Annotated in this window: 18 protein-coding genes; 7 read left to right on the top strand and 11 right to left on the bottom strand. The window is 68.1% G+C overall.

The features are described 5' to 3' along the window. Positions 1 to 240 precede the first annotated feature (240 nt). Positions 241 to 687: a DUF6918 family protein gene (locus GPX89_RS41415; RefSeq protein ID WP_328602908.1), complete on the top strand. Its 447-nt coding sequence runs from the start codon at positions 241 to 243 to the stop codon at positions 685 to 687. A gap of 124 nt (positions 688 to 811) precedes the next feature. Here GPX89_RS41415 and GPX89_RS41420 read toward each other — a convergent pair whose 3' ends face one another. Next, positions 812 to 1,639 carry a siderophore-interacting protein gene (locus tag GPX89_RS41420; RefSeq protein ID WP_157393235.1) on the bottom strand — a complete coding sequence of 276 codons (828 nt, stop codon included), beginning with the start codon at positions 1,637 to 1,639 and terminating at the stop codon, positions 812 to 814. Positions 1,640 to 1,727: 88 nt separating this feature from the next. Here GPX89_RS41420 and menD point away from each other — a divergent pair, with 88 nt between their 5' ends. Then, positions 1,728 to 3,362 (top strand): 2-succinyl-5-enolpyruvyl-6-hydroxy-3-cyclohexene-1-carboxylic-acid synthase, encoded by a 1,635-nt coding sequence (gene menD, locus GPX89_RS41425; protein ID WP_328602909.1) that lies wholly within the window; start codon positions 1,728 to 1,730, stop codon positions 3,360 to 3,362. Positions 3,363 to 3,383: 21 nt separating this feature from the next. Here menD and GPX89_RS41430 read toward each other — a convergent pair whose 3' ends face one another. Next, positions 3,384 to 3,599, bottom strand: coding sequence for a hypothetical protein (locus tag GPX89_RS41430; protein WP_157393236.1), 216 nt, complete (start codon positions 3,597 to 3,599; stop codon positions 3,384 to 3,386). A gap of 77 nt (positions 3,600 to 3,676) precedes the next feature. Then, positions 3,677 to 3,910 carry a hypothetical protein gene (locus GPX89_RS41435; RefSeq protein WP_157393237.1) on the bottom strand — a complete coding sequence of 78 codons (234 nt, stop codon included), beginning with the start codon at positions 3,908 to 3,910 and terminating at the stop codon, positions 3,677 to 3,679. 183 nt (positions 3,911 to 4,093) lie between these two features. Here GPX89_RS41435 and GPX89_RS41440 point away from each other — a divergent pair, with 183 nt between their 5' ends. Further along, a complete protein-coding gene (locus GPX89_RS41440; RefSeq protein WP_157393238.1) occupies positions 4,094 to 4,669 on the top strand; it encodes a TIGR03086 family metal-binding protein in 576 nt (191 codons plus the stop codon). Between the two features lie 240 nt (positions 4,670 to 4,909). Here GPX89_RS41440 and GPX89_RS41445 read toward each other — a convergent pair whose 3' ends face one another. After that, a complete protein-coding gene (locus tag GPX89_RS41445; RefSeq protein WP_157393239.1) occupies positions 4,910 to 5,542 on the bottom strand; it encodes a TetR/AcrR family transcriptional regulator in 633 nt (210 codons plus the stop codon). Between the two features lie 86 nt (positions 5,543 to 5,628). Between GPX89_RS41445 and GPX89_RS41450 the strand changes: the two genes are divergently transcribed. Beyond that, positions 5,629 to 6,663: an aldo/keto reductase gene (locus GPX89_RS41450; protein WP_157393240.1), complete on the top strand. Its 1,035-nt coding sequence runs from the start codon at positions 5,629 to 5,631 to the stop codon at positions 6,661 to 6,663. A gap of 4 nt (positions 6,664 to 6,667) precedes the next feature. On the opposite strand, the gene GPX89_RS41455 is transcribed toward GPX89_RS41450, so the two are convergent. The 4 genes from GPX89_RS41455 to GPX89_RS41470 all read right to left on the bottom strand — a co-directional run bounded on the left by GPX89_RS41455 (position 6,668) and on the right by GPX89_RS41470 (position 14,051). Beyond that, positions 6,668 to 7,744: an alpha/beta hydrolase gene (locus GPX89_RS41455; RefSeq protein ID WP_157393241.1), complete on the bottom strand. Its 1,077-nt coding sequence runs from the start codon at positions 7,742 to 7,744 to the stop codon at positions 6,668 to 6,670. A gap of 62 nt (positions 7,745 to 7,806) precedes the next feature. Then, entirely contained in the window at positions 7,807 to 12,636 is a 4,830-nt protein-coding gene (locus GPX89_RS45195; RefSeq protein ID WP_157393242.1) for a bifunctional nitrate reductase/sulfite reductase flavoprotein subunit alpha, read from the bottom strand. A 144-nt stretch (positions 12,637 to 12,780) separates the two neighbouring features. After that, a complete protein-coding gene (locus GPX89_RS41465; protein ID WP_407939571.1) occupies positions 12,781 to 13,485 on the bottom strand; it encodes a demethylmenaquinone methyltransferase in 705 nt (234 codons plus the stop codon). A 161-nt stretch (positions 13,486 to 13,646) separates the two neighbouring features. Continuing rightward, positions 13,647 to 14,051 carry a DUF3592 domain-containing protein gene (locus tag GPX89_RS41470; RefSeq protein WP_235949296.1) on the bottom strand — a complete coding sequence of 135 codons (405 nt, stop codon included), beginning with the start codon at positions 14,049 to 14,051 and terminating at the stop codon, positions 13,647 to 13,649. A 162-nt stretch (positions 14,052 to 14,213) separates the two neighbouring features. Between GPX89_RS41470 and GPX89_RS41475 the strand changes: the two genes are divergently transcribed. Continuing rightward, positions 14,214 to 14,717 carry a DUF2505 domain-containing protein gene (locus tag GPX89_RS41475; protein WP_157393243.1) on the top strand — a complete coding sequence of 168 codons (504 nt, stop codon included), beginning with the start codon at positions 14,214 to 14,216 and terminating at the stop codon, positions 14,715 to 14,717. Between the two features lie 51 nt (positions 14,718 to 14,768). On the opposite strand, the gene GPX89_RS41480 is transcribed toward GPX89_RS41475, so the two are convergent. Next, the gene (locus GPX89_RS41480) at positions 14,769 to 15,212 is read right to left on the bottom strand and encodes a VOC family protein (RefSeq protein WP_328602926.1); all 444 of its coding nucleotides are present in this window, start codon (positions 15,210 to 15,212) and stop codon (positions 14,769 to 14,771) included. Between the two features lie 180 nt (positions 15,213 to 15,392). Here GPX89_RS41480 and GPX89_RS41485 point away from each other — a divergent pair, with 180 nt between their 5' ends. Then, entirely contained in the window at positions 15,393 to 17,042 is a 1,650-nt protein-coding gene (locus tag GPX89_RS41485) for a purine-cytosine permease family protein (protein ID WP_407939569.1), read from the top strand. Between the two features lie 3 nt (positions 17,043 to 17,045). Here the strand turns inward: GPX89_RS41485 and GPX89_RS41490 are convergent, their stop codons facing one another. Together GPX89_RS41490 and GPX89_RS41495 are read right to left on the bottom strand one after the other, a co-directional pair. After that, positions 17,046 to 17,465 carry a helix-turn-helix transcriptional regulator gene (locus GPX89_RS41490; RefSeq protein WP_328602913.1) on the bottom strand — a complete coding sequence of 140 codons (420 nt, stop codon included), beginning with the start codon at positions 17,463 to 17,465 and terminating at the stop codon, positions 17,046 to 17,048. Continuing rightward, the gene (locus GPX89_RS41495; RefSeq protein ID WP_157393245.1) at positions 17,462 to 18,736 is read right to left on the bottom strand and encodes a geranylgeranyl reductase family protein; all 1,275 of its coding nucleotides are present in this window, start codon (positions 18,734 to 18,736) and stop codon (positions 17,462 to 17,464) included. Before GPX89_RS41495 ends, GPX89_RS41490 begins: the two co-directional genes overlap by 4 nt. A 180-nt stretch (positions 18,737 to 18,916) precedes the next feature. On the opposite strand from GPX89_RS41495, the gene GPX89_RS41500 reads away from it, so the two are divergent. After that, the gene (locus GPX89_RS41500) at positions 18,917 to 19,939 is read left to right on the top strand and encodes a polyprenyl synthetase family protein (protein WP_157393246.1); all 1,023 of its coding nucleotides are present in this window, start codon (positions 18,917 to 18,919) and stop codon (positions 19,937 to 19,939) included. Positions 19,940 to 19,997: the final 58 nt, after the last annotated feature.

Below are 19,997 nucleotides of genomic sequence, written 5' to 3' on the forward strand. Positions count from 1 at the left end.
AGCGCTGATCGTTAGCCGAAACGGGTGTCCGGAACCTCGGTCGGTCGCTTGCTACTTGTCGCCGAGGAAGGTGACCCGACCGGTAACCGAAAGTGAAACGCTGCCAATCGATTGCGGAGGGCTTACAGTGCTGTTGCTGCTGTGGCAGTAGCAGCGCATTGTGCATCGTGTGTGCGGGGACACCGGTGCGTATAGTTGCGTGCGCTCGTTCATCGAAAAACTATCCGGAGGAACCTGAAAGTGGTTGCAGCACTGTCTGAATCCCTGCTCGATGACGCCAAGCGTCCGGCCTTCATCGCCGACGCCGTTACGGTTCTGGATGAGGAGGTGTCGGACAAGGGCGGCGCGTCGGGCCTCGTCGTCAAGGGCGGGTACGCCGCGATCAAGAAGGTCAGCCCGTCGATCGTGGGCGATGCGCTGGAGTCCTTCGCGCCCAAGTTCGTCGAGCAGCTCGAGCCGTACTGGGTCGAGTACAAGAACGGTGGCGCGGGTTCGTTCGCCGATCTGCTGGTCGCCAAGCAGGACGAGGTTGCCGACGCGCTGCTGTCGGTGACCGACGCGCGGGCCGAGGCCTCCTCGCGTCCGGCGCTGACCAAGGTCTACAACTCCATGCGCTCGTCGGCGAAGAAGCATGTCGCCGAGGCTCTTCCGCGCCTGGGTGACCTGGTGCAGAAGCACGCTGGCTAATAAGACCGACCGGTTCGCGGCCCGGCGAGGGGCCGCGAACAGTCTCGGTGAGTGACCGCGAACCACAACGCGGTGACGCGAATGCCCGTGGGGTGGTACCCGGGCACTCGCTGTCCTCCCGAATTCAGCCCTGGGACTTCCCGACTCGCCAGTATCCGGTGAATGTGATGTCCGTCTTGGGGATTTCGCGCTCCTGCGCCAGATGCCGCCGCACGCCCGCGGCCAGCTTCTGCTCGCCCGCCACGAAGGCGTAGACGCCCTTGCCGGGCAAGTCCGCCTCGCGCACCGCCTGTGCCGCCAGCGCCCCGACCTCACCGTGCGCCTCGGTGCGGACCAGCCAGTTCACCCGCACGCCCGAAGGTTCGTTCAGTTCCTGACGATCCTCGGCGGAGGGAATCTCGAGGTAGGCCGCGCCCTGCGTCCCGCGCGGCAGCGACCGCAGCACGCCCGCGATACCGGGCAGCGCGCTCTCGTCGCCCACCAGCAGCGTCCAGTCGCTGTGGTCGGGAGCCTGGTACGTGATGCCCTCGTCCAGCAGGCCCACCTCGCATCCTGGCGTGGCGGCGTTGGCCCAGGCGGCGGCCGGGCTGTCCTCGGCGTGAACCGCGAAGTCGATGTCGATTTCCGCCGTGCTGCCGAACTCCCCGAAACTGGCGGCCCGATAGTCGCGCACCGTGTAGTTGCGCGTCAGCGGCCGATGCTCCTTGCCCATCATGAGGTACTGCGCGAACCACCCGAGATTGCTCGACGAGGTGGGCAGTCGCAGGCTCCCGTCGCGTCCGGGCATGAACAGCCGGAACCACTGGTCGTAGCCCATGGCGGTGAAGCCCGCGAGCCCTTGCCCGCCCAGGGTGACGCGGACGAAGTGGGGGCTGATCCGTTTGCTCGCCAGGACTTCCGCCGTGAGTATCTCGCGGTGCTCGGGCTTGACATGCTTGGTGCGCTTCGCCATTCGCTTAGGTTAGCAAACCCTAACTTTCCAGCATAGGTGTGAGCGGGGTGACGGAGCGCTCCGGGCCGGTGTCTGAGAGGCTGGGGGTGTGAATCCCTCGACTGCACAGGCGCACGTCGTCGTCGACGAGCTCGCACGCGGCGGCGTCCGGGACGTGGTCCTGTGCCCCGGATCGCGAAACGCGCCGCTGGCCTTCGCATTACAGGCGGCCGACCAGGCCGGGCGAATCCGGCTGCACATGCGCATCGACGAGCGCACCGCCGGATTCCTGGCCATCGGCCTGGCCGCCGCGAGCGGCCGCCCGGTGCCCGTCGTCATGACCTCCGGCACCGCGGTCGCGAATCTGGGACCGGCCGTGCTCGAGGCCAACTACGCCCGCATCCCGCTGATCGTGCTGAGTGCCAACCGGCCCTACGAGATGCTGGGCACCGGCGCGAACCAGACCGTCGAACAGTTCGGGCTCTTCGGTAGCCAGGTGCGTGCCGCCATCAGTCTCGGACTGGCCGAGGCCGAGCCCGGCGAGGAACTGTTCCCCAAGCAGAACAGCGTGTGGCGCTCGGCGGTGTGCCGGGTGCTGGCCGCGGCCCGCGGCACCCGCTCCGGCAATGCCGGACCCGTGCATTTCGACATTCCACTGCGCGAGCCGCTGGTCCCGGACCTGGCCGCCGGTGACCGGCTGCCGCCCGGGCGCACCGACGAGCGGCCCTGGACGGCAACGCAATACGCCACCCTGGATGTGCCCCTCGATATCGATCTGACCCCGGACACGGTGGTCATCTCCGGTCACGGCGCGGGCCACCGGCCGGAGCTCGCGGCGCTGCCGACGGTCGCCGAGCCCACCGCGCCCATGCACGGTCCGGCGCTGCATCCGCTGGCGCTGGCGCTGTTGCAGCCCAAGCAGGCCATCATCACCGGGCGTCCCACCCTGCACCGGCAGGTGTCTCGGGTGCTGTCCGATCCGGAGGTCACCGTGTACGCGCTGACCACCGGTCCGCGCTGGCCCGATGTCTCCGGGAACGTGGTCGGCACCGGCACGCGGGCGGTCACCTATGGCGCGCCGCGGCCGGAGTGGCTCGAGCAGTGCCGGGATCTGAACGAGAAGGCCGTCACGGTGATCCGGGCCGAGCTGGCCGGACATCCGAAGCCGACCGGTCTGCATGTCGCGGCCGTAGTGATGGACTCCCTGCGCGACGGCGACCAGCTGCTGCTCGGCGCGTCCAACCCGGTGCGGGACGCGGCCCTGGTCTCGCAGCCGCGGCCCGGCGTGCGGGTGCTGTCCAACCGCGGCGTGGCCGGCATCGACGGCACCGTGTCCGCGGCGGTCGGCGCGGCGCTGACCCACCCCGGCCGCACGGTCGCGCTCATGGGCGACCTGACCTTCCTGCACGACGCGTCCGGCCTGCTCATCGGCCCGGGCGAGCCGCGGCCGGAAGACCTCACCATCGTGGTCGCCAATGATGACGGCGGCGGCATCTTCGAACTGCTCGAGCAGGGCGATCCGCAGTACGCGGGCGTGTTCGAGCGGGTCTTCGGCACGCCGCACGGTATGGACCTGGCCGCACTGTGCGCGGCGTACCGGATTCCGCACCGCCAGGTCGACCCGGCGGAGCTGGCGACCGAGCTGACCGGCAGCGCCCACGGCATCCGGGTGCTCGAGGTCGCCACCGAGCGGTCGAGCCTGCGGGAACTGCACGCGACCGTGCGCGCGGGCGTCTCGAACTAGTTTGTCGGCGAAGGGCGTCGGTCAGTAATCGCCGTCGGCGCTCTCGTCGTAGTCGTCGTCCATCGGGACCGGGATGGACTGCTCGACCAGATCTCCCTCCGAGGCGGTCCAGCCATTGTCGTCGGCGGGCAGATCGGTGATCTTGGAATCGGAGTCGAGCACCTCGTCCGCCGGGTCGGCGGGGATGCTCTGCTCCACGGAGTCGGCCTCGGGCACTGCGTCGATGCGATCGGTCATCGGATGCTCCTCTCTGCCGGATGAGTGGGCACCATCGAGAATGCGCCCGTTTCACCTGCTTCGGCAACCGTCCCGCGTCACTCGCCGGGCAGCGCCCCGTCGTCGGCGGGGTATTCGACCAGGGACAGCACCCGGCCCGCCATGAATCGGGCGGTGCGCACCGAGCTGCCGGTCCTGGTCACCTCACTGACTTCCACGATGCCCCGCGCAATGCGCGTCTCGATGCGGCGGCCCGCTCTGGTAGCGACGATTTCGTAGTTCCGAGACCCGTCGCCGGTATCGACGACGATCTCCACGCGATCACCTTTCATCTATCAATTCTCCTCCCCACCAGCGCTTTTCGCCGCTGATCCCGCCTAACGAACCGGTTGCGACCCGCGCCTGCAAGCACATTCGGGCGGAGTGCGATGAATTTCGCGGCGCCGGTCCGTCGTAATACTCGACCGGGCCGCACCGGTGGTTCGGCATGTCGTTTCACAGCCCCAGGAGGAACCATGACCACACCGGCCTTCGACCTGGAAGCCGCCGCGGCCGCGACCGAAGCGGTTGTCGCCGCGATAACCGACGCCGACTTCGACCGCCGCACGCCCTCGGACATCAGTGTGCGCGACATGCTCGCCCACGTGCAGGGCTTCACCGAGGCGTTCCGCATGGGCGCTACCAAGGAGATGGTCGGCCGCTCCCAGCCGCCCGGCCCGGGCGCGCAGCTCGCCGAGGACTGGCGCGATCGCATTCCGGCCCAGCTGAAGTCGCTGGTCGCCGCCTGGCGGGAACTGGATGCCTGGGAGGGCGACACCGAGGTCGGCGGCGTACTCGCACCCGCCCCGCAGATGGCGATCTTCGCCCTGAACGAGGTGGTGATCCACGGCTGGGACCTGGCCCGCGCGACCGGGCAGCCCTACGCCCCCTCGGAAGCGGATCTGGCCATCCTGCTGGGCTTCCTGCGCGATACCCCGCGCGAAGGAGTGCCCGGCCTCTTCGGCCCGGTGATCGACATCCCCGCCGAAGCGCCACTCCTCGACCGCGTGGTGGGCCTGACCGGGCGCGACCCGGCTTGGTCCGCGGCCTGATTCCACCCTGGCCATGGACTCCGGCTCCCAGGCGGGGACCCTGCCGGGATGAAGAGTGGGCGCGCCGGGGCAATAGCGCGGGGGTGCGACCCGCAGGCGCGGTGAGGGGTCCGTGCCTGTCGGCCGTCGTGCGAGCGGAATTCCCGTTGTCCGGCGTGGTTTCGGCCGGGATCCATTGCGGGCAGCTGGATTCCGGCCAAGAGCGCGCCGGAATGACGAGAGTTGTTCTCGAACCGGCGGTCAGTCGGTGGGTTTCGTTGTGCTGACGGCGAATACGCCCTGTTCAGCTGCTAGCGCCGCGGCTTCTGCGGCCGCGCTGACCGCTGTCTCGTCGACGGGGTCGCCGCTGGCCAGCAGGCGATAGTAGAGGGGGGCGGAGACGGCGGAAAGCACTGCGCGGGGGTCGGTTTCGGGTGGGAGGTCGCCGCGGGTGATGGCGGCGGTCACGCAGGGGGACCATTCGGTGAGGCGGGTGTCGTAAAAGGCGCGCAAGGCCGCGGCGGCGGTGTCGTCGCTGGTGGCGGCGGCGATGACGGCACGGAAGAGGCGGCTCTGCCGGGGATCGGTGAGGGTTTTGCCGACCAGGCGCGCGTTTTCGAGGAGGTCGCCGCGCAGGCTGCCGGTATCGCTGTGGGGGAGTGAGGTTTCCGCCATGTCGACCAGTAGGTCGGCGACGAGTCCGGCGGGGGTGCGCCAGCGGCGGTAGACGGTGGTCTTGCCGACCTCGGCGCGGGCGGCGACCTCGGCCAGGTCGAGGGTGGCGAAGCCGCGTTCGACGAGGAGATCGCCGGCAGCGCGGAGGACGGCCTCCCGGACGCGGGCGGTGCGGCCGCCGGGGCGTACCGAGCCGGGGTGGGCCGTGTCCTGAGTCATATCGGGTCTCCAGTTCCATTTGGTGCGAGACGAGTGTAGCGTTGGCGGAGTTAATGAAACTGTAGTTCCGTTAAGGAGTGGTGGTCATGGAATACCGTCGGCTCGGCAATTCGGATCTGGTGGTTCCGGCGCTGAGCTTCGGTGCGGGCACCTTCGGCGGCCGCGGCGAACTCTTCTCCGCCTGGGGCGATACCGACGCGCAGCAGGCCCGTCGACTGGTCGACATCAGCCTGGACGCGGGCGTCACCATGTTCGACACCGCCGACGTCTACTCCGACGGCGCGTCGGAAGAGGTACTGGGCGAGGCGATTCGGGGCCGCCGCGATCGGCTGCTGATCTCCACCAAGGCCTCGCTGCCCACCGGCCCCGGCCCGGAGGACGCGGGATCCGGTCGCGCCCGGTTGATCTCGGTGGTCGAGGGATCGCTGCGGCGGCTCGGCACCGACCGCATCGACCTGTTCCAGCTGCACGCCTTCGATGCCGGCACGCCGGTCGAGGAGGTGCTCTCGGCTCTCGACGAGCTGGTGCGCGCCGGCAAGATCCGCTACGTCGGAGCGTCCAACTTCGCGGGTTGGCAGCTCATGAAATCCCTTGCCGCCGCGGATCGATCCGGGTTTCCGCGCTATGTCGCGCACCAGGTCTACTACTCGCTGGTGGGCCGCGACTACGAGTGGGAGCTCATGCCACTGGGCCTGGATCAGGGGGTCGGCGCGGTGGTCTGGAGCCCGCTGGGCTGGGGTCGGCTGACCGGGAAGATCCGTCGCGGCCAACCGCTTCCGGCGGGCAGCCGCCTGCACAAGACCGCCGAGGCCGGGCCGCCCGTCGAGGACGAGCTGCTCTACGACGTGGTCGACGTGCTGGACGAGATCGCCGCCGAAACCGGCCGCACCGTCCCGCAGATCGCCCTGAACTGGTTGCTGCGGCGGCCGACCGTGGCCACGGTCATCGTCGGCGCGCGCGACGAGGGGCAGCTGGTCCAGAACCTCGGCGCGGTCGGCTGGAGCCTGGACGACGGCCAGATGGCCCGGCTGGACAAGGCGAGCGCGGTGACCCCGCCGTACCCCTACTACCCGTACTACCGGCTGCCGGACTTCACTCGGCTCAATCCGCCTGTCGTGTAGGCGGTTACGGAGCGGAGAAGAGCCCCTGTGCGAGCACCGGCCAGGATGCCTTCAGGTCGTCCTGCCAGTAGCCCCAGATGTGGGTGCCGCTGTTGCGGAATTCGAAGGTGGCGGGAATGCCCAGTGATTCCAGCCGCTTCTGCAGGATGATCGTGGACAGTTCCACGTTCGCCTCGATGAACGAGCCCAGCGCCACGGTCTTGGCGGTGTCGGCCGGATTCTCCATTCGCCCGCGTGCTCCGGGCACGTCGAACGCGCCGGGAATGCCATTGCCGGTGGAGATGAAAAGGTTGGTGCCGCGCAGCTTCTCGGCATTGAGGGTGGGGTCGTTGGCGGCCCACAGCGGGCTGCCCTCCGGCCCCCACATGTTCTCGACCTTGCCGCCGCCGTAGAGCTCGGTGACCATCTTGATGGATTCGCGGCCCTGCGGCGTGACGGTCTGGAAGAAGCCGCTGTAGACCGCCGCGCTCCGGAACAGCCCGGGGTTGAAGATGACCGAGTTCAGCACGGGCAGACCGGCCATGGAGATTCCGGCGATGGCGTTCACGCCATTGCTGCCCAGCGCGGCGTCCATCAGCGGCGGCAGTTCCTTGCCGAGGTAGGTGGACCATTCGTTCACGCCGAGCGACTTGTCCGGCTTGATCCAATCGGTGTACCAGCTGAACGCGCCGCCGATGGGCTGCACCACGTTGATGTTCTTGTCGGCCAGGAAATCGAGTGCGTCGGTGCGCAATTGCCAGGTGGCCTGGTCGACACCGCCGCCCGCGCCGTTGAGCAGATAGAGGGTGGGCCGGGCCTCGGAGGTGTCCTCGGGGCGCAGCACGTCGACGGGGAAGACCTGGTTCATGGCGGCGGAGAACACCGTGAAGGTGACGGTGCGCTCGTCCTTGAGGCCGACGCTCTTGATGTAGGAGCCGTCGTCGGTCTTCAGGTCCGGCACGGAGACGCCGGGCAGGGTGGGCGCCTGCGCGGGGGTGTCGGGGTCCGCGCCGGCGGGTATGCCGCCCAGGCTCAGGGACGCGGCGGCCACGGCGGCCGCTACCGCCAACCGCGCGGTGATTCGACTGATCCGGACCGGCATTCGTCAGGAATACCATGTTTTCAGAATCTCGGGGACCGGAATCGGGCCACCGATCCCGCGGATCAGTACACGTCGCGCACGTACCGCTTCTCGGCCACCAGCTGCTTCTTGAACGCCAGCGCGCCGTCCTCGCTCAGCTTGCCGTGGATGCGCGCGATGCGCAGCAGGGTGTCGTCCACGTCCTTGGCCATGCGCGCGGCATCGCCGCACACATAGAAGTGGCCGCCCTCGCGCAACCACGCCCACAGCTCCGCGCCGTGCTCGATCATGCGGTGCTGCACGTAGATCCGCTCGCGCTGGTCGCGGGAGAACGCCAGATCCAGCCGGGTCAGGAAACCGGAGCGGAACATGTCCTCCAGCTCGGCCCGGTAGTAGAAGTTGTCCTTGGCGTGCTGATCGCCGAAGAACAGCCAGTTGCGGCCCGTGCACCCCAGCGCCCGGCGCTCCTGCAGGAATCCCCGGAAGGGCGCGATCCCGGTACCCGGACCGACCATGATCATGGGCGCGGTGGGATCCAGCGGCGGCCGGAAATGCGGTGCGCGCTGCAGGAAGATGGGCACCTCGGCCTCGGCGCGATCGGCCAGGAAGGTCGAGCACACCCCGCCGCGCCGGGCCGCCGACCCGATGCCCGCCGGATCCCCGTACCGCACCACGCCGACGGTCAGCTGCACCTCGCGCGGGCTCACCAGCGGACTCGACGAGATCGAATACTGGCGCGGCTGCAGCTTCTTCAGCGTGCCCAGCCACTCCACCAGATCGGCGCGCACCGGGAAGTCCCGCAGCACGTCCACCGCCTGCCGATCCCACAGGTACCCGTCCAGCTCGTTGCGATTGTCGCGGCGCAGCAGCTTGGCCAGGCGCGGGCTGGCATTGCGCTCCGCGACGAAGGACAGCAGATCGGCGCTCACCCGCGTGATGTCGTACCGCGTGCGCAGCGCCTCGGCCAGCGTCAGCTCCGAGTCGTCGACATCGATGATCCGATGCCCCTCCAGCCCGGTGGTCGCCAGCCATTCCGCCACCAGCGCTTCGCAATTGGCGGGCCGGATGCCCAGCGAATCACCGACCTCGTAGGTGGCGTCCAGATCACTCAGATCGAACCCGAACTGCCGCACCTCCTTCCCGGATGAATCACTCGAAAGTGGCTCGTTGCGCACCAGTTTCGCCAGGAACGGCGAATTGCGGGTGAAGGGCGCGGCCGTGGCGGTGTGCGACCGTCCCCGCGTGAGTCCCGGCGTGGCTACCGCCCCGACGCGCTCCACCGGCCCGACGCCGAGTCCGGGTCGACGCGGCGAGGCGTTGCCTCCGTGCGGCTCGGCGATACCCGTGCCCTTGGAATTCGTCCCCGGCGTCGCGAGATTCCACGCTGACGGATGAACATGGGGTCCGAAGACCGGTGCGCCCGTCGTGGGAGGACCGGTCGGCACGTCATCGGCCACTTCGCGCGACCATCCGCCCGGCCCGATCGGGGTGGTATCGCCGAATCCGCCGGGCGGCCACGGGATATCGGACGCGTCGTCGAAACCCGGGGCATCCGGCGCTCGGTCCAGCGCGGCGGCGAGCGTGGTGAGGACCTCGTCGAACCAGGCGGCGGACAGGTCGTCGTGGTCGGGTTCGCTGTCCACGCGCGGTAGCAGCCGGGTGGCACCGCGCTGGGCGAACAGCTCGTCCAATTTCCGCCCGTGACCGCAGAAGTCGTCGTAGGACGAATCGCCCAGCGCGAAGACCGCGTACCGCAAACCGGTCAGCCGGGTCGCGCTGTCGTTCAGGCGTTCCCAGAAATCCGTCCCATTGTCCGGCGGCCCGCCGTCACCGAAGGTGCTGCTGATGACCAGCACATCACCGGTGAGATCGGACAATTCGGCGGAATCCATGTCCAGCAGGCGGGGTACGAACCCGGAATCGGCCAGATAGCCCACCAGGGACGCGGCCAGTTCCTCCGCTGTACCGGTCTGCGAGGCCCACAGCACGGTCACTATGCGTGCTGTCGTGTCCGAACCGTCCGCGCCGGACGTTCCCGGCGCCGGGAACGCGCTCGCGACATCCCCGAGCGCCGACGAATCCGGCTGCGCCGCACGCGAGTACATCCCGCCCAGCAGCCCGTCGACCCACAGGCGACCGCGCTCCGAGATCGGCGCGGTCTCCGGCAGTACGGGAACACCGCTCACCGGCACACTCCGCAGCGCTGCGAAATACCCGCCCAGATAGATGCGCTCGACTTCGTCGAGGGTCGGCGCGCTCGCCCCCTCGAGCCCCAGCATGACTGCCAGCGGATGCGGACCGGATCTCCGAGCGTCCAGCGTCGGCGAAAAGCCCGACGCGCCATCGCTGCTGCCCGGGTCTGGCCGGTGGCCGACTCCGTCACCGACCGCCGCCGAGCCGCCGACGCTCGGCCCGGCGCCTTCGGCTGATTCCGCCATGCTCGGAAACACGCCGAAACCGGTGGCATCGGCCCCGGCTCGGCCGAGGTAGGCGCTATCGCCCGGAGCGGACCTGTCCGAGCCGGTCCTGGAACCTTCCGGCTGGTTCGAACCGCCTTCCGCAGCAGCCGAATTCGCCGAACCGGTCTGATCGTCGGCCGGGCGATGGCTACGCCGATCCGGGGGGCCGCCGACCATCATCGAATCGGCACTCGCGGGAGGCGTTGCACCGCTACCGGCGGCGGCATTCGAAACGCCCTCGCCACCTACGGCATTCGGAGAGGTGGGGCCGAGAGCCGCGACCTTGCGCAGTCGCACCGCGCAGGCCTTGAATTCGGGCTGCAGGGAGATCGGGTCGACGGCGTCGTTGGTGACGGCGTTGATGGTCAGGTACTCGCCCTGCTCGTCGTTCCAGTGGAAGGGCGCGAAGCAGGTGCCCGGCAGCACCCGGTCGCTGATCCGCACCGGCAGCACCGCCCGGCCGCGACGGGACGCGATCTCGAGTTGATCGCCCTCGCGGACATCGAGTTTCGCGGCGTCGTCCGGATGCACCTCCACGAATGGCGTGCCGTTCAGCTTGTTCAGTTTCGCCACCCTCCCGGTCTTGGTCATGGTGTGCCACTGGTGTTGCAGGCGGCCGGTATTGAGCACGAACGGATGGTCGTCGTCGGGCATCTCGTCGGGCAGCAGGTGCGGGCGCGGGAAGAACACGGCCTTGCGGCTGGGCGTGGCGAACGCCAAGCGCGGGGTGCGACCGTGCTCGTCGGTGAACGGGGTCTGGCTGACGCCGTCGTTCAGGTAGCGAATCGGGTTGCGGCGTCGCGCCGGATCCGGGCACGGCCACTGCGCGGGGCCCTCGGCGAGCGTCGCGTAGTCGATGCCGCGCAGGTCGTAGCCGGTCGCCGGGTTGGCGAAACGCTGGATCTCGTCGAAGATCTCGGCGCTCGAGGCGTACTCGAAACCGGGGAAGCCGAGCGCCGTCGCCACCTGGGCGATGAGCTGCCAGTCCGGGCGCGCGTCACCGATCGGTTCGACCGATTTCCTCAGCAGCGTCAGAGTGCGTTCCGAATTCACCTGCACACCATCGGCTTCGGCCCACAGCGTGGCGGGCAGCAGCAGATCGGCGTAGGCGTTGGTGGCGGTGTCGGTGTACACGTCCTGCGCGATCACCAGTTCCGCGGCCTCCAATCCGGCGATGACGGTGCGCCGATTCGCCATGGACGCCACGGGATTGCTGCACATGATCCAGGCCGCCTTGATCCGGCCGTCGGCCAGCCCGCGGAACATCTCGATCGAACCGGGCCCGGCCTCGTCGCGAATCGCGCCGGGCTCGAGCTCCCAGACCTCCTCGGCGAAGGCCCGGTCCGCGGCCGAGAGCAGACTGCGCTGCCCCGGCAGTCCCGGTCCCATGTAACCCATTTCGCGCCCGCCCATGGCATTGGGCTGCCCGGTGAGCGAGAACGGTCCGCTGCCGGTCCGGCAGATGGCGCCGGTGGCCAGGTGCAGGTTGATGATGGCGTTGGTGGCCCAGGTGCCGTGCGTGGACTGGTTGATGCCCATGGTCCACAGCGACATCCATTCGCCGGCCGCCCCGATCCATGCGGCGGCGGTGCGGATATCGGCCTCGGCCAGCCCGGTCACCTCGGCCACCAGAGCCGGGGTGTATCCGGCGAGGAACTCGGGCATGCCCTCCCAGCCCTCGGTGTGCTCGGCGATGAATTCGGCGTCGATGTCGCCGTTCTCGACGAGCAGGTGCAGCAGTCCGTTCAGCAGCGCCAGATCCGTGCCCGGCTTTATCTGCAGGAACAGGTCGGCGCGCGCGGCCGTGTCGGTGCGGCGTGGATCCACCACGATCAGCTTCGCGCCCGCCTTGAGCCGATCGGCCATGCGCAGGAACAGGATCGGATGGCAGTCGGCCATGTTCGCGCCGATCACGAAGAACAGGTCGGCGTGGTCGAGGTCGTCGTAGGAGCCCGGCGGCCCGTCCGCGCCCAGCGACAGTTTGTAACCGCTGGCCGCGCTGGCCATGCACAGGCGCGAATTGGCCTCCATGTGCACGGTGCGCAGGTGGCCCTTGGCGAGTTTGGTGGCCAGATACTGGGCCTCGAGCGACATCTGCCCCGACACGTAGAGCGCGATGGCGTCCGGTCCGTATGTGTCGAGAATCACCCGAAGTCGTTCCGCGGCTTCGTGAATCGCCTCGTCGACCGGCATCGGGATGAGGGTGCCCAGTCCGCGTTCGGGGCGGCGGTAGGCGGTCTCCATGCGGCCGGGCGCGGCCATCAGCTCGGCGTGCGTATTGCCCTTGGTGCACAGCCGCCCGGCGTTGACCGGGTGCTCCTTGTCGCCCCTGACCTTGGCGATGATCGGGAGCCCCCGACCGTCGGCCCTGGTCTCGACGACGATGCCGCAGCCCACCCCGCAGTACGAGCACGCGGTGCGGGTGCCCGTCGGGGGAGCGGTCTGATCCGACATGGTTCCGAGTTAAACCAGCCCGGGTTGCGGGCGATTTACCGAACATTATCTTCAGATGACAAATCTCCTCACCGTCGGTTTCCGCGACTGTGAGGCCAGGTCAGACCCGGTAAGTGAGCAATGCCACAGCTCCGCGGCGCGCGCTCAGCCCAGCTTGTAGCCGCGGTGCAGGGCCACGGCCCCGCCGGAGAGGTTGCGCCACTTCACCGAGGACCACCCGGCATCGGCGATGCGCAGCGCCAGCTGCGGCTGATTCGGCCACTCCCGGATCGACTCGGCCAGGTACACGTAGGCGTCCGGATTGCTGGAAACCGCCGTCGCGACGCGCGGCAGCGCCTTCATCAGGTACTCCATGTAGATGGTCCGGAACGGCTCCCAGGTCGGTGTGGAGAACTCCGCCACCACCAGACGGCCGCCGGGCTTGGTCACCCGCAGCATTTCGCGCAGCGCCAGATCGGGGTCGGCCACATTGCGTAGGCCGTAGGCGATGGTCACCGCGTCGAAGGACTCGTCGGCGAAGGGCAGCGCCATCGCGTCGGCGGCGACCATGGGCACATTGCGGTGCTTGCCCGCGGCCAGCATCCCCTGCGAGAAGTCCGCAGCCAGCACCCAGGCGCCCGATTTGGCCAGGTCCAGCGTCGAAACCCCGGTTCCCGCCGCCAGATCCAGCACGCGCTCGCCGGGCCGCAGATCCAGCGCCTTGCGGGTCACCCAGCGCCAGTACCGGTCCTGACCCATCGAGATCACCGTATTGGTCAGGTCGTACCGCTTGGCGACCCCGTCGAACATCGACGCGACGTCGGTCGGCTGCTTGTCCAGCTGGGCCCGAAAAGACTCCTGCTGCCTGATTTTCGCCACGGTGCTTATTTTGCCCTCCGCTTCGCTCCGGGCGGGTTCGCGGCCCTGGAGGTCTCGTTCTTCCCTCCCTCCGCTCCTCCGCTTCGCTCCCCCGCTCCGCTCAGTCCAGAACGAGACGGGCCGCGAACCTTGTGAGTGGATGGTCGGGACTTCTACCGTCGGAGCCTAGTTCGCATGCGGACCCACAGCGCGCCGGCCCATAGAGTCGGCGGCGAGCCCAGCAGCCAGAGCAGCGGCAGGGCGACGGCCCAGGCGACCACGATGACCGACGCCGCCGGGATGACCGCGACACGCGCATCGCGACCCGCCACCCGGACGAGATCGGGATCGCTGCGCCGGTATTCGACATTGATGCGCTCACCTGGCGTCAGCTTGGTCGGATACAGCACGCCCGTCTTCGGATTGTGCGTCTCACCGTCGGGCGTGACGAAGATGACCGCCGACCGCATCCACCCCGCTGAGAGCACTTCCGCGCTGGTCACGCCCTTGTCGGAATTGATCAGGTGGTCGTCGCGCCACGCCGCGAGCGCCAGCAGCACCGCCAGGAAGCTGACCATCGCGGCGGTGATGACGACCCCGATCCGAGCCCGTCGCAACCGAACCGCCCTGCGCTGTTCAGGCCGCTGTGTCTGATCGGCGCTCCGCTTCGCTCCTCTATCAGACTGGCTAGTTTCCGACACTTCAGCAGGCTATTCCATCCCTGAGCTACGGTCTTCGCCATGTCCCGAAAATTCAGCTTCACCGTGCAGTACAGCGTTCCGGTCGAAGATCTTCACCGGGCACTCACCAATGACGAGATGTGGCAGTCGCGCTTCGAAGGAGCGCAGACCGCCACGCTGGAGCTCACCCACCCGGACGGCCCCGGCACCATTCAGATCCATATGACCGAAAAGGCTCCCGAGGACCAGATTCCGGGCATCGTGCAGAAGGTGCTCAAGAGCGAGCTCATGCTCGAGCGCACCGACACCTGGGGCCCGCTGAACGCCGGTGTGGCCAAGGGCAGCTTCAACGGCCGCTCCGGCGGCATCACCACCGAGATGGCGGGCACGCTCGAATTGCGGCCCACCGCCGAGGGTTCCGAGATCGACGTCGCGGGCACCGTCGACGTGAAGGTCCCGCTGGTCGGCGGGGCCATCGAGCCGCTGGTCGAGAACCTGGTCAAGAAGGTCATGAACAGCGAGCGCAAGTCCGTCGAGACCTGGTTCGCCGCGCAGAACGCCTGATTCCGGTAAACCCGTGGATGCGGGGGTGGTCCCGCATCCACGGTACGGACGCTATCGCGGCCCGAAATCACCCTTGCTCGGGTCGAATTCGCGGTTCTCGACCAGCACCAACCAGTTGCCGGAGTTGTCGCGGATGATGGCCTCCACGCCGTAGGGCCGTTCGGCCGGCGGCTGGATGAACTCGACGCCCTTCGCGGTGAGCTCCTCGAAAGCCTTCTGGCAGTTCTCGGTTCGCAATCCGAGCGCTCCGTGCGTGCCGTCGGCCATGGAGCGGCGGATCGCCTCGGCCAGATCGTCGGTGAGCGGGGGACCGGGAACCATCAGGGTGACCTCCAGTTCCGGATGATCCGGCTGCGCCACGGTGACCCAGCGGAAGCCGTTGTCGCCCATCGTGATGTCGGCGGTCTCCACGAAGCCCAGCTTGTCGATATACCACTGCTTCGACTCGGTCTGGTCGGTCACGTACACGGTCACGAGCGAGACATTCGAGATGATCGTCATGCTTCGAGGCTATGGACCGCCGTGCCCCGGAGGCTTCTCCGAAATTGCTGAGTTCACACACTCGGAACCTCGGTGAGCCTGACGTAACAGTTCGGCAACGACGCGGAAAGCCATGATCAACATTCGCTGACCACTCTCGAAGACGGAAAAGCTCGTGACGAGCCCGAACGAGGAGTGCCGGTGGTTCAGGTCGAAACACCCGCGGCCAACGCGGTCGCCGCGTCGAAAGAGACGCTGGAGGATTACACGCTGCGGTTCGCGCCCCGCAGCTACCGGAAATGGAGTCCGGCGGTGGTCGGCGTCTCCGCGCTCGGCGGCATCGCCTACCTGGCCGACTTCTCCATCGGCGCCAACATCGGCATCGCCAACGGCACCGGCAACGCGCTGCTGGGCATCGGCATCTTCGCCATCGTCGTCATGCTCACCGGGTTCCCGCTGGCCTACTACGCGGCCCGCTACAACATCGACCTGGACCTGATCACCCGCGGCAGCGGCTTCGGGTACTACGGGTCGGTGGTGACGAACATCGTGTTCGCCTCCTTCACCTTCATCTTCTTCGCCCTCGAGGGCTCGATCATGGCGCAGGGCCTGAAACTCGGCCTGCACGTGCCGCTCGCGCTGGGCTACCTGGTGTCCACGGTGATGATCTTCCCGCTGGTCATCTACGGCATGAACACGCTGGCCAAGCTGCAGGTGTGGACCACCCCGCTGTGGCTGATCCTGATGGTGCTGCCGTTCGGCTTCCTGCTGGTGCGCCACCCGGACTCGGTCGGCACCTTCCTGTCCTACGGCGGCCAGGACGGCAAGGGCGTGAGCCTGTCGGGCGCGCTGCTCGCCGCCGGCGTCTGCCTCTCGCTCATCGCCCAGATCGCCGAGCAGATCGACTACCTGCGCTTCATGCCGCCCCGGACCCCCGAGAACGCCCGCAAGTGGTGGGGCTGGATGCTGCTGGCCGGACCCGGCTGGGTGCTCTTCGGCGCGATCAAGCAGGTCGTCGGCCTGTTCCTGGCGGTCTACCTGATCGCCAGCCTGCCCGGCGCGCAGAACATCGCCAACCAGCCGGTGCACCAGTTCCTCGAGATCTACCGCGACATGATGCCGTCCTGGCTGGCCATGACCCTGGCCGTGGCGCTGGTCGTCATCAGCCAGATCAAAATCAATGTGACCAACGCGTATTCGGGTTCGCTGGCGTGGACCAACTCCTTCACCCGCGTCACCAAGACCTACCCGGGCCGCATCGTGTTCCTCGGCCTGAACCTCGCGATCGCGTTGATCCTGATGGAAGCCAACATGTTCGACTTCCTCAACAACATTCTCGGCTTCTACGCCAACTGCGGCATCGCCTGGATCGTCACCGTCGCGACGGATATCGCGATCAACAAGTACGTCCTGAAGATCTCGCCCAAGGAGCCGGAGTTCCGGCGCGGCATGCTCTACGACTTCAACCCGGTCGGCCTGGTCGGCTTCGGACTGTCGGCGGTGCTGTCGATCATGACCTTCTTCGGCCTCTTCGGTGAGACCCTGAAGCCGTACTCGCCCATTGTGGCCGTGGTGGTCTCGTTCCTGGCGACCCCGGCGACCGCGATCCTCACCAAGGGCAAGTACTACCTGCGCCGCGACCACGACGGCATCGAGATGGACATGTTCGACGAGCACGGCAACCCGTCGGGCGAGACCCTCACCTGTGTCGTCACCGGCATGGAATTCGAGCGCCCGGACATGATCGCCTCGGCGGTGCCCGGACCCGAAGGCGAGATCCAGTACATCAGCTCCCTGGCCCTGTCGACCGACAAGACCGGCATCCACGTACTGCCCGCGAAATAACCGCTACGTCAGCGGTTTCCGATCCGAGAGACCGTGCATGAAGACGTAGCAACCCGGGATATGGGGTGCGCCCTCGGATGCGAATTTCGCTTGATACTCCGAGGGCGACATCCCGACCAGCTCGGTGAACTTGCTGCTGAACGAGCCGAGGCTGCTGTAGCCGACCAGCATGCACGCCTCGGTCACCGTCACGTTGGTGGCCCGCAACAGATCCTGCGCCCGCTCGATCCGCCGCTCGGCGAGATACAGAGCGGGCGTCTTGCCGTACGTGGCCGCGAAACACCGCAGGAAGTGATACTTCGACACTCCCGCGGCCGCCGCCAGACTGTCCAGGTCCAGCGGTTCCGCGTAGTTCCGGTCGGCCAGATCCCGTGCTCGCCGCAGATGCGGCAGCAGCTGCTCGGGAACCGGCCGTTTGGTCACGAGAACGGCTGAATCTTGTCGAACCGCATCGAGGCCCGGCCCGCACCCCGCCACAGCCGCGCGGTCAGATCCAGGTCCTCATCGGTGACCAGATTGCCCATCACCCGGACGGCCGTGCGCTGCAACAGCTTCGACCGCATCAGCGGCGGCCCGCCCAGCGGCACCGTGCGCGGATGGGTGGCCAGTCCGGCCAGCCGCCGCGCCACCGAGTAGGTGCGGCCGTAGCGCTCCCGCAGCATCTGCGGCCAGATATGGGTCAGATCGGGCTGATCCAGGATGCCGGAGAGCATGTGCCCGCCCTCGAGCCCGTAGTCGATGCCCTCGCCGTTGAGCGGGTTCACGCATCCGGCCGCATCCCCGACCAGCGCCCAGTTGCGCCCCGCCAGATTCGACACCGCACCGCCCATGGGCAGCAGCGCCGAGGCCACCGCCCGCGCTTCGCCCTCGAAACCCCATTCCGCGCGCCGCTGCGAGACATAGTGCTGCAGCAGTGGTTTCAGCGCGATGTGGGACGGCCGTTTTTCAGTGGCCAGCGAGCCGACGCCGATATTCACCTCGCCATTGCCGAGCGGAAACACCCAGCCGTAGCCCGGAATCAATTCCCCATCGGCATCGCGCAATTCCATGTGCGAGGTGATCCACTCGTCGTCACTGCGCTCGGATTTGATGTAGGCCCGCGCCGCCGTGCCGTACGCGTACTGCCGATGCCAGGTGCGGCCCAGCATCTTTCCGACGGGCGAACGCACCCCGTCGGCCACGATCAGCGTCCGACACGACACCGCCCGCAGCCCGCCGTTGGTCTTGATCGTCACCCCGGTGACCCGGTCGCCCTCGAGCGCGACCTCCACCACCTTCGCCCCGTCCATCATCCGCGCCCCCGACTTCACCGCGGTCTCTCGCAGCTTGTCGTCGAGTTCGGTTCGCGGAACGGCACTTCCGTAGCTCGGGAACGACCCGTCCGGCCAGGGCAGCAGCGCCTCCTGCCCGAACCCGGCCATCCGCAGGCCCCGGTTGACGGTGTGCGCCCGCACCCAGTCACCCAGCCCCAGATGCTCCAGCTCGGCCGTGGCGCGCGGAGTCAGTCCGTCTCCGCAGGTCTTGTCCCGTGGGAACACCGCGGAGTCGGTCAGCAGGACATCGCGACCCGCGCGCGCGGCCCATGCCGCCGCCGCGGACCCCGCGGGCCCCGCGCCGACCACCAATACATCGGCGTGCGCAGGCAATACATCCGATGATTTCCCCTGCTCGGGCGCGACTTCCGGTGAACCCATGCGGTCAATACTTGCAGCACATCACCGGGCGCGCATATTTGCCCTGTGCTCCGCCGCCGCCGGGTTCAATTCACATAGCGAGTGTTTCGTCTGTCGCACTACGGTGGTGTCCATAGGGGGTGATCGGCCAACACGCTAGGTTCTTTAGGCGTGGGGTCGGACGCGGCACTGGGAGATGAAATGAGCGCATCAGCTGTGAGCGATGAGAGCACCGTGGTCGCGGGGGTGGATCTGGGTGATCCCGAGCTCGCGGCTACCGTGCGCAAGGGCCTGATCGAGGTCGAGGATCTGCTGATCACCGAGCTGTCCGACGGCGAGGAGTTCCTGCAGGAGGCGGCGCTGCATCTGGCCAAGGCCGGCGGCAAGCGATTCCGTCCGCTGTTCACCATCCTCACCGGTCAGCTGGGCCCCAACCCGACGAGCCCGGACCTGGTCACCGCGGGCACGGTCGTGGAACTCGTGCACCTGGCCACCCTCTATCACGACGACGTCATGGACGAGGCGTCCATGCGCCGCGGCGCACCCAGCGTGAACTCGCGCTGGGGCAACAGCGTCGCCATCCTCGCGGGCGACTACCTGTTCGCGCACGCCTCCCGGCTGGTCTCGACGCTGGGCCCCGACGCGGTCCGCATCATCGCCGAAACCTTCGCCGAGCTGGTCACCGGCCAGATGCGGGAAACCATCGGCGCCCGGCAGTCCCAGGATCCGGTCGAGCACTACCTGCGCGTGGTGTGGGAGAAGACCGGCTCGCTGATCGCCGCCGCGGGCCGCTTCGGCGGCACCTTCTCCGGCGCGAGCCTCGACCACGTGGAACGGCTGGCCCGCCTCGGCGACGCCGTCGGCACCGCCTTCCAGATCGCCGACGACATCATCGACATCTCCTCGGTGTCCGAGCAGTCCGGCAAGACCCCGGGCACCGACCTGCGCGAAGGCGTCCACACCCTGCCCGTCCTCTACGCCCTGCGCGACGAGGGCTCCGAGGGCGACCGTCTGCGCAAGCTGCTGGCCCAGCCGCTGCAGACCGACGCCGAGGTCGACGAGGCGCTCTACCTGCTGTCCCGCTCCCGCGGCCTGGTCCTGGCCAAGGAGAAGCTGCACGGCTACGCCGACATCGCCCACGCCGAACTCTCGGCGCTCCCGGGCGGCCCGGCCAACGAGGCCCTGGAACATCTGGTCCGCTACACCATCGAACGCGTCGGCTAGCCGTCCCGGAGGAACTCGACCACGACTTCTATCGTTGACCTGGTGTGACTCAGCGATG

This window comes from Nocardia terrae (assembly GCF_009760405.1).
Classification (GTDB): domain Bacteria; phylum Actinomycetota; class Actinomycetes; order Mycobacteriales; family Mycobacteriaceae; genus Nocardia; species Nocardia terrae.

Excerpts from the sequence above, each read along its gene's own strand:
- GPX89_RS41500 (WP_157393246.1), top strand. The coding sequence starts at position 18,917 with ATGAGCGCATCAGCTGTGAGCGATGAGAGCACCGTGGTCGCGGGGGTG.
- GPX89_RS41495 (WP_157393245.1), bottom strand. The coding sequence starts at position 18,736 with ATGGGTTCACCGGAAGTCGCGCCCGAGCAGGGGAAATCATCGGATGTA.
- GPX89_RS41430 (WP_157393236.1), bottom strand. The coding sequence starts at position 3,599 with ATGACCGATCGCATCGACGCAGTGCCCGAGGCCGACTCCGTGGAGCAG.
- GPX89_RS41435 (WP_157393237.1), bottom strand. The coding sequence starts at position 3,910 with ATGAAAGGTGATCGCGTGGAGATCGTCGTCGATACCGGCGACGGGTCT.
- GPX89_RS41450 (WP_157393240.1), top strand. The coding sequence starts at position 5,629 with ATGGAATACCGTCGGCTCGGCAATTCGGATCTGGTGGTTCCGGCGCTG.
- GPX89_RS45195 (WP_157393242.1), bottom strand. The coding sequence starts at position 12,636 with ATGTCGGATCAGACCGCTCCCCCGACGGGCACCCGCACCGCGTGCTCG.
- GPX89_RS41455 (WP_157393241.1), bottom strand. The coding sequence starts at position 7,744 with ATGCCGGTCCGGATCAGTCGAATCACCGCGCGGTTGGCGGTAGCGGCC.
- GPX89_RS41475 (WP_157393243.1), top strand. The coding sequence starts at position 14,214 with ATGTCCCGAAAATTCAGCTTCACCGTGCAGTACAGCGTTCCGGTCGAA.
- GPX89_RS41420 (WP_157393235.1), bottom strand. The coding sequence starts at position 1,639 with ATGGCGAAGCGCACCAAGCATGTCAAGCCCGAGCACCGCGAGATACTC.
- GPX89_RS41440 (WP_157393238.1), top strand. The coding sequence starts at position 4,094 with ATGACCACACCGGCCTTCGACCTGGAAGCCGCCGCGGCCGCGACCGAA.
- GPX89_RS41470 (WP_235949296.1), bottom strand. The coding sequence starts at position 14,051 with ATGGTCAGCTTCCTGGCGGTGCTGCTGGCGCTCGCGGCGTGGCGCGAC.
- GPX89_RS41445 (WP_157393239.1), bottom strand. The coding sequence starts at position 5,542 with ATGACTCAGGACACGGCCCACCCCGGCTCGGTACGCCCCGGCGGCCGC.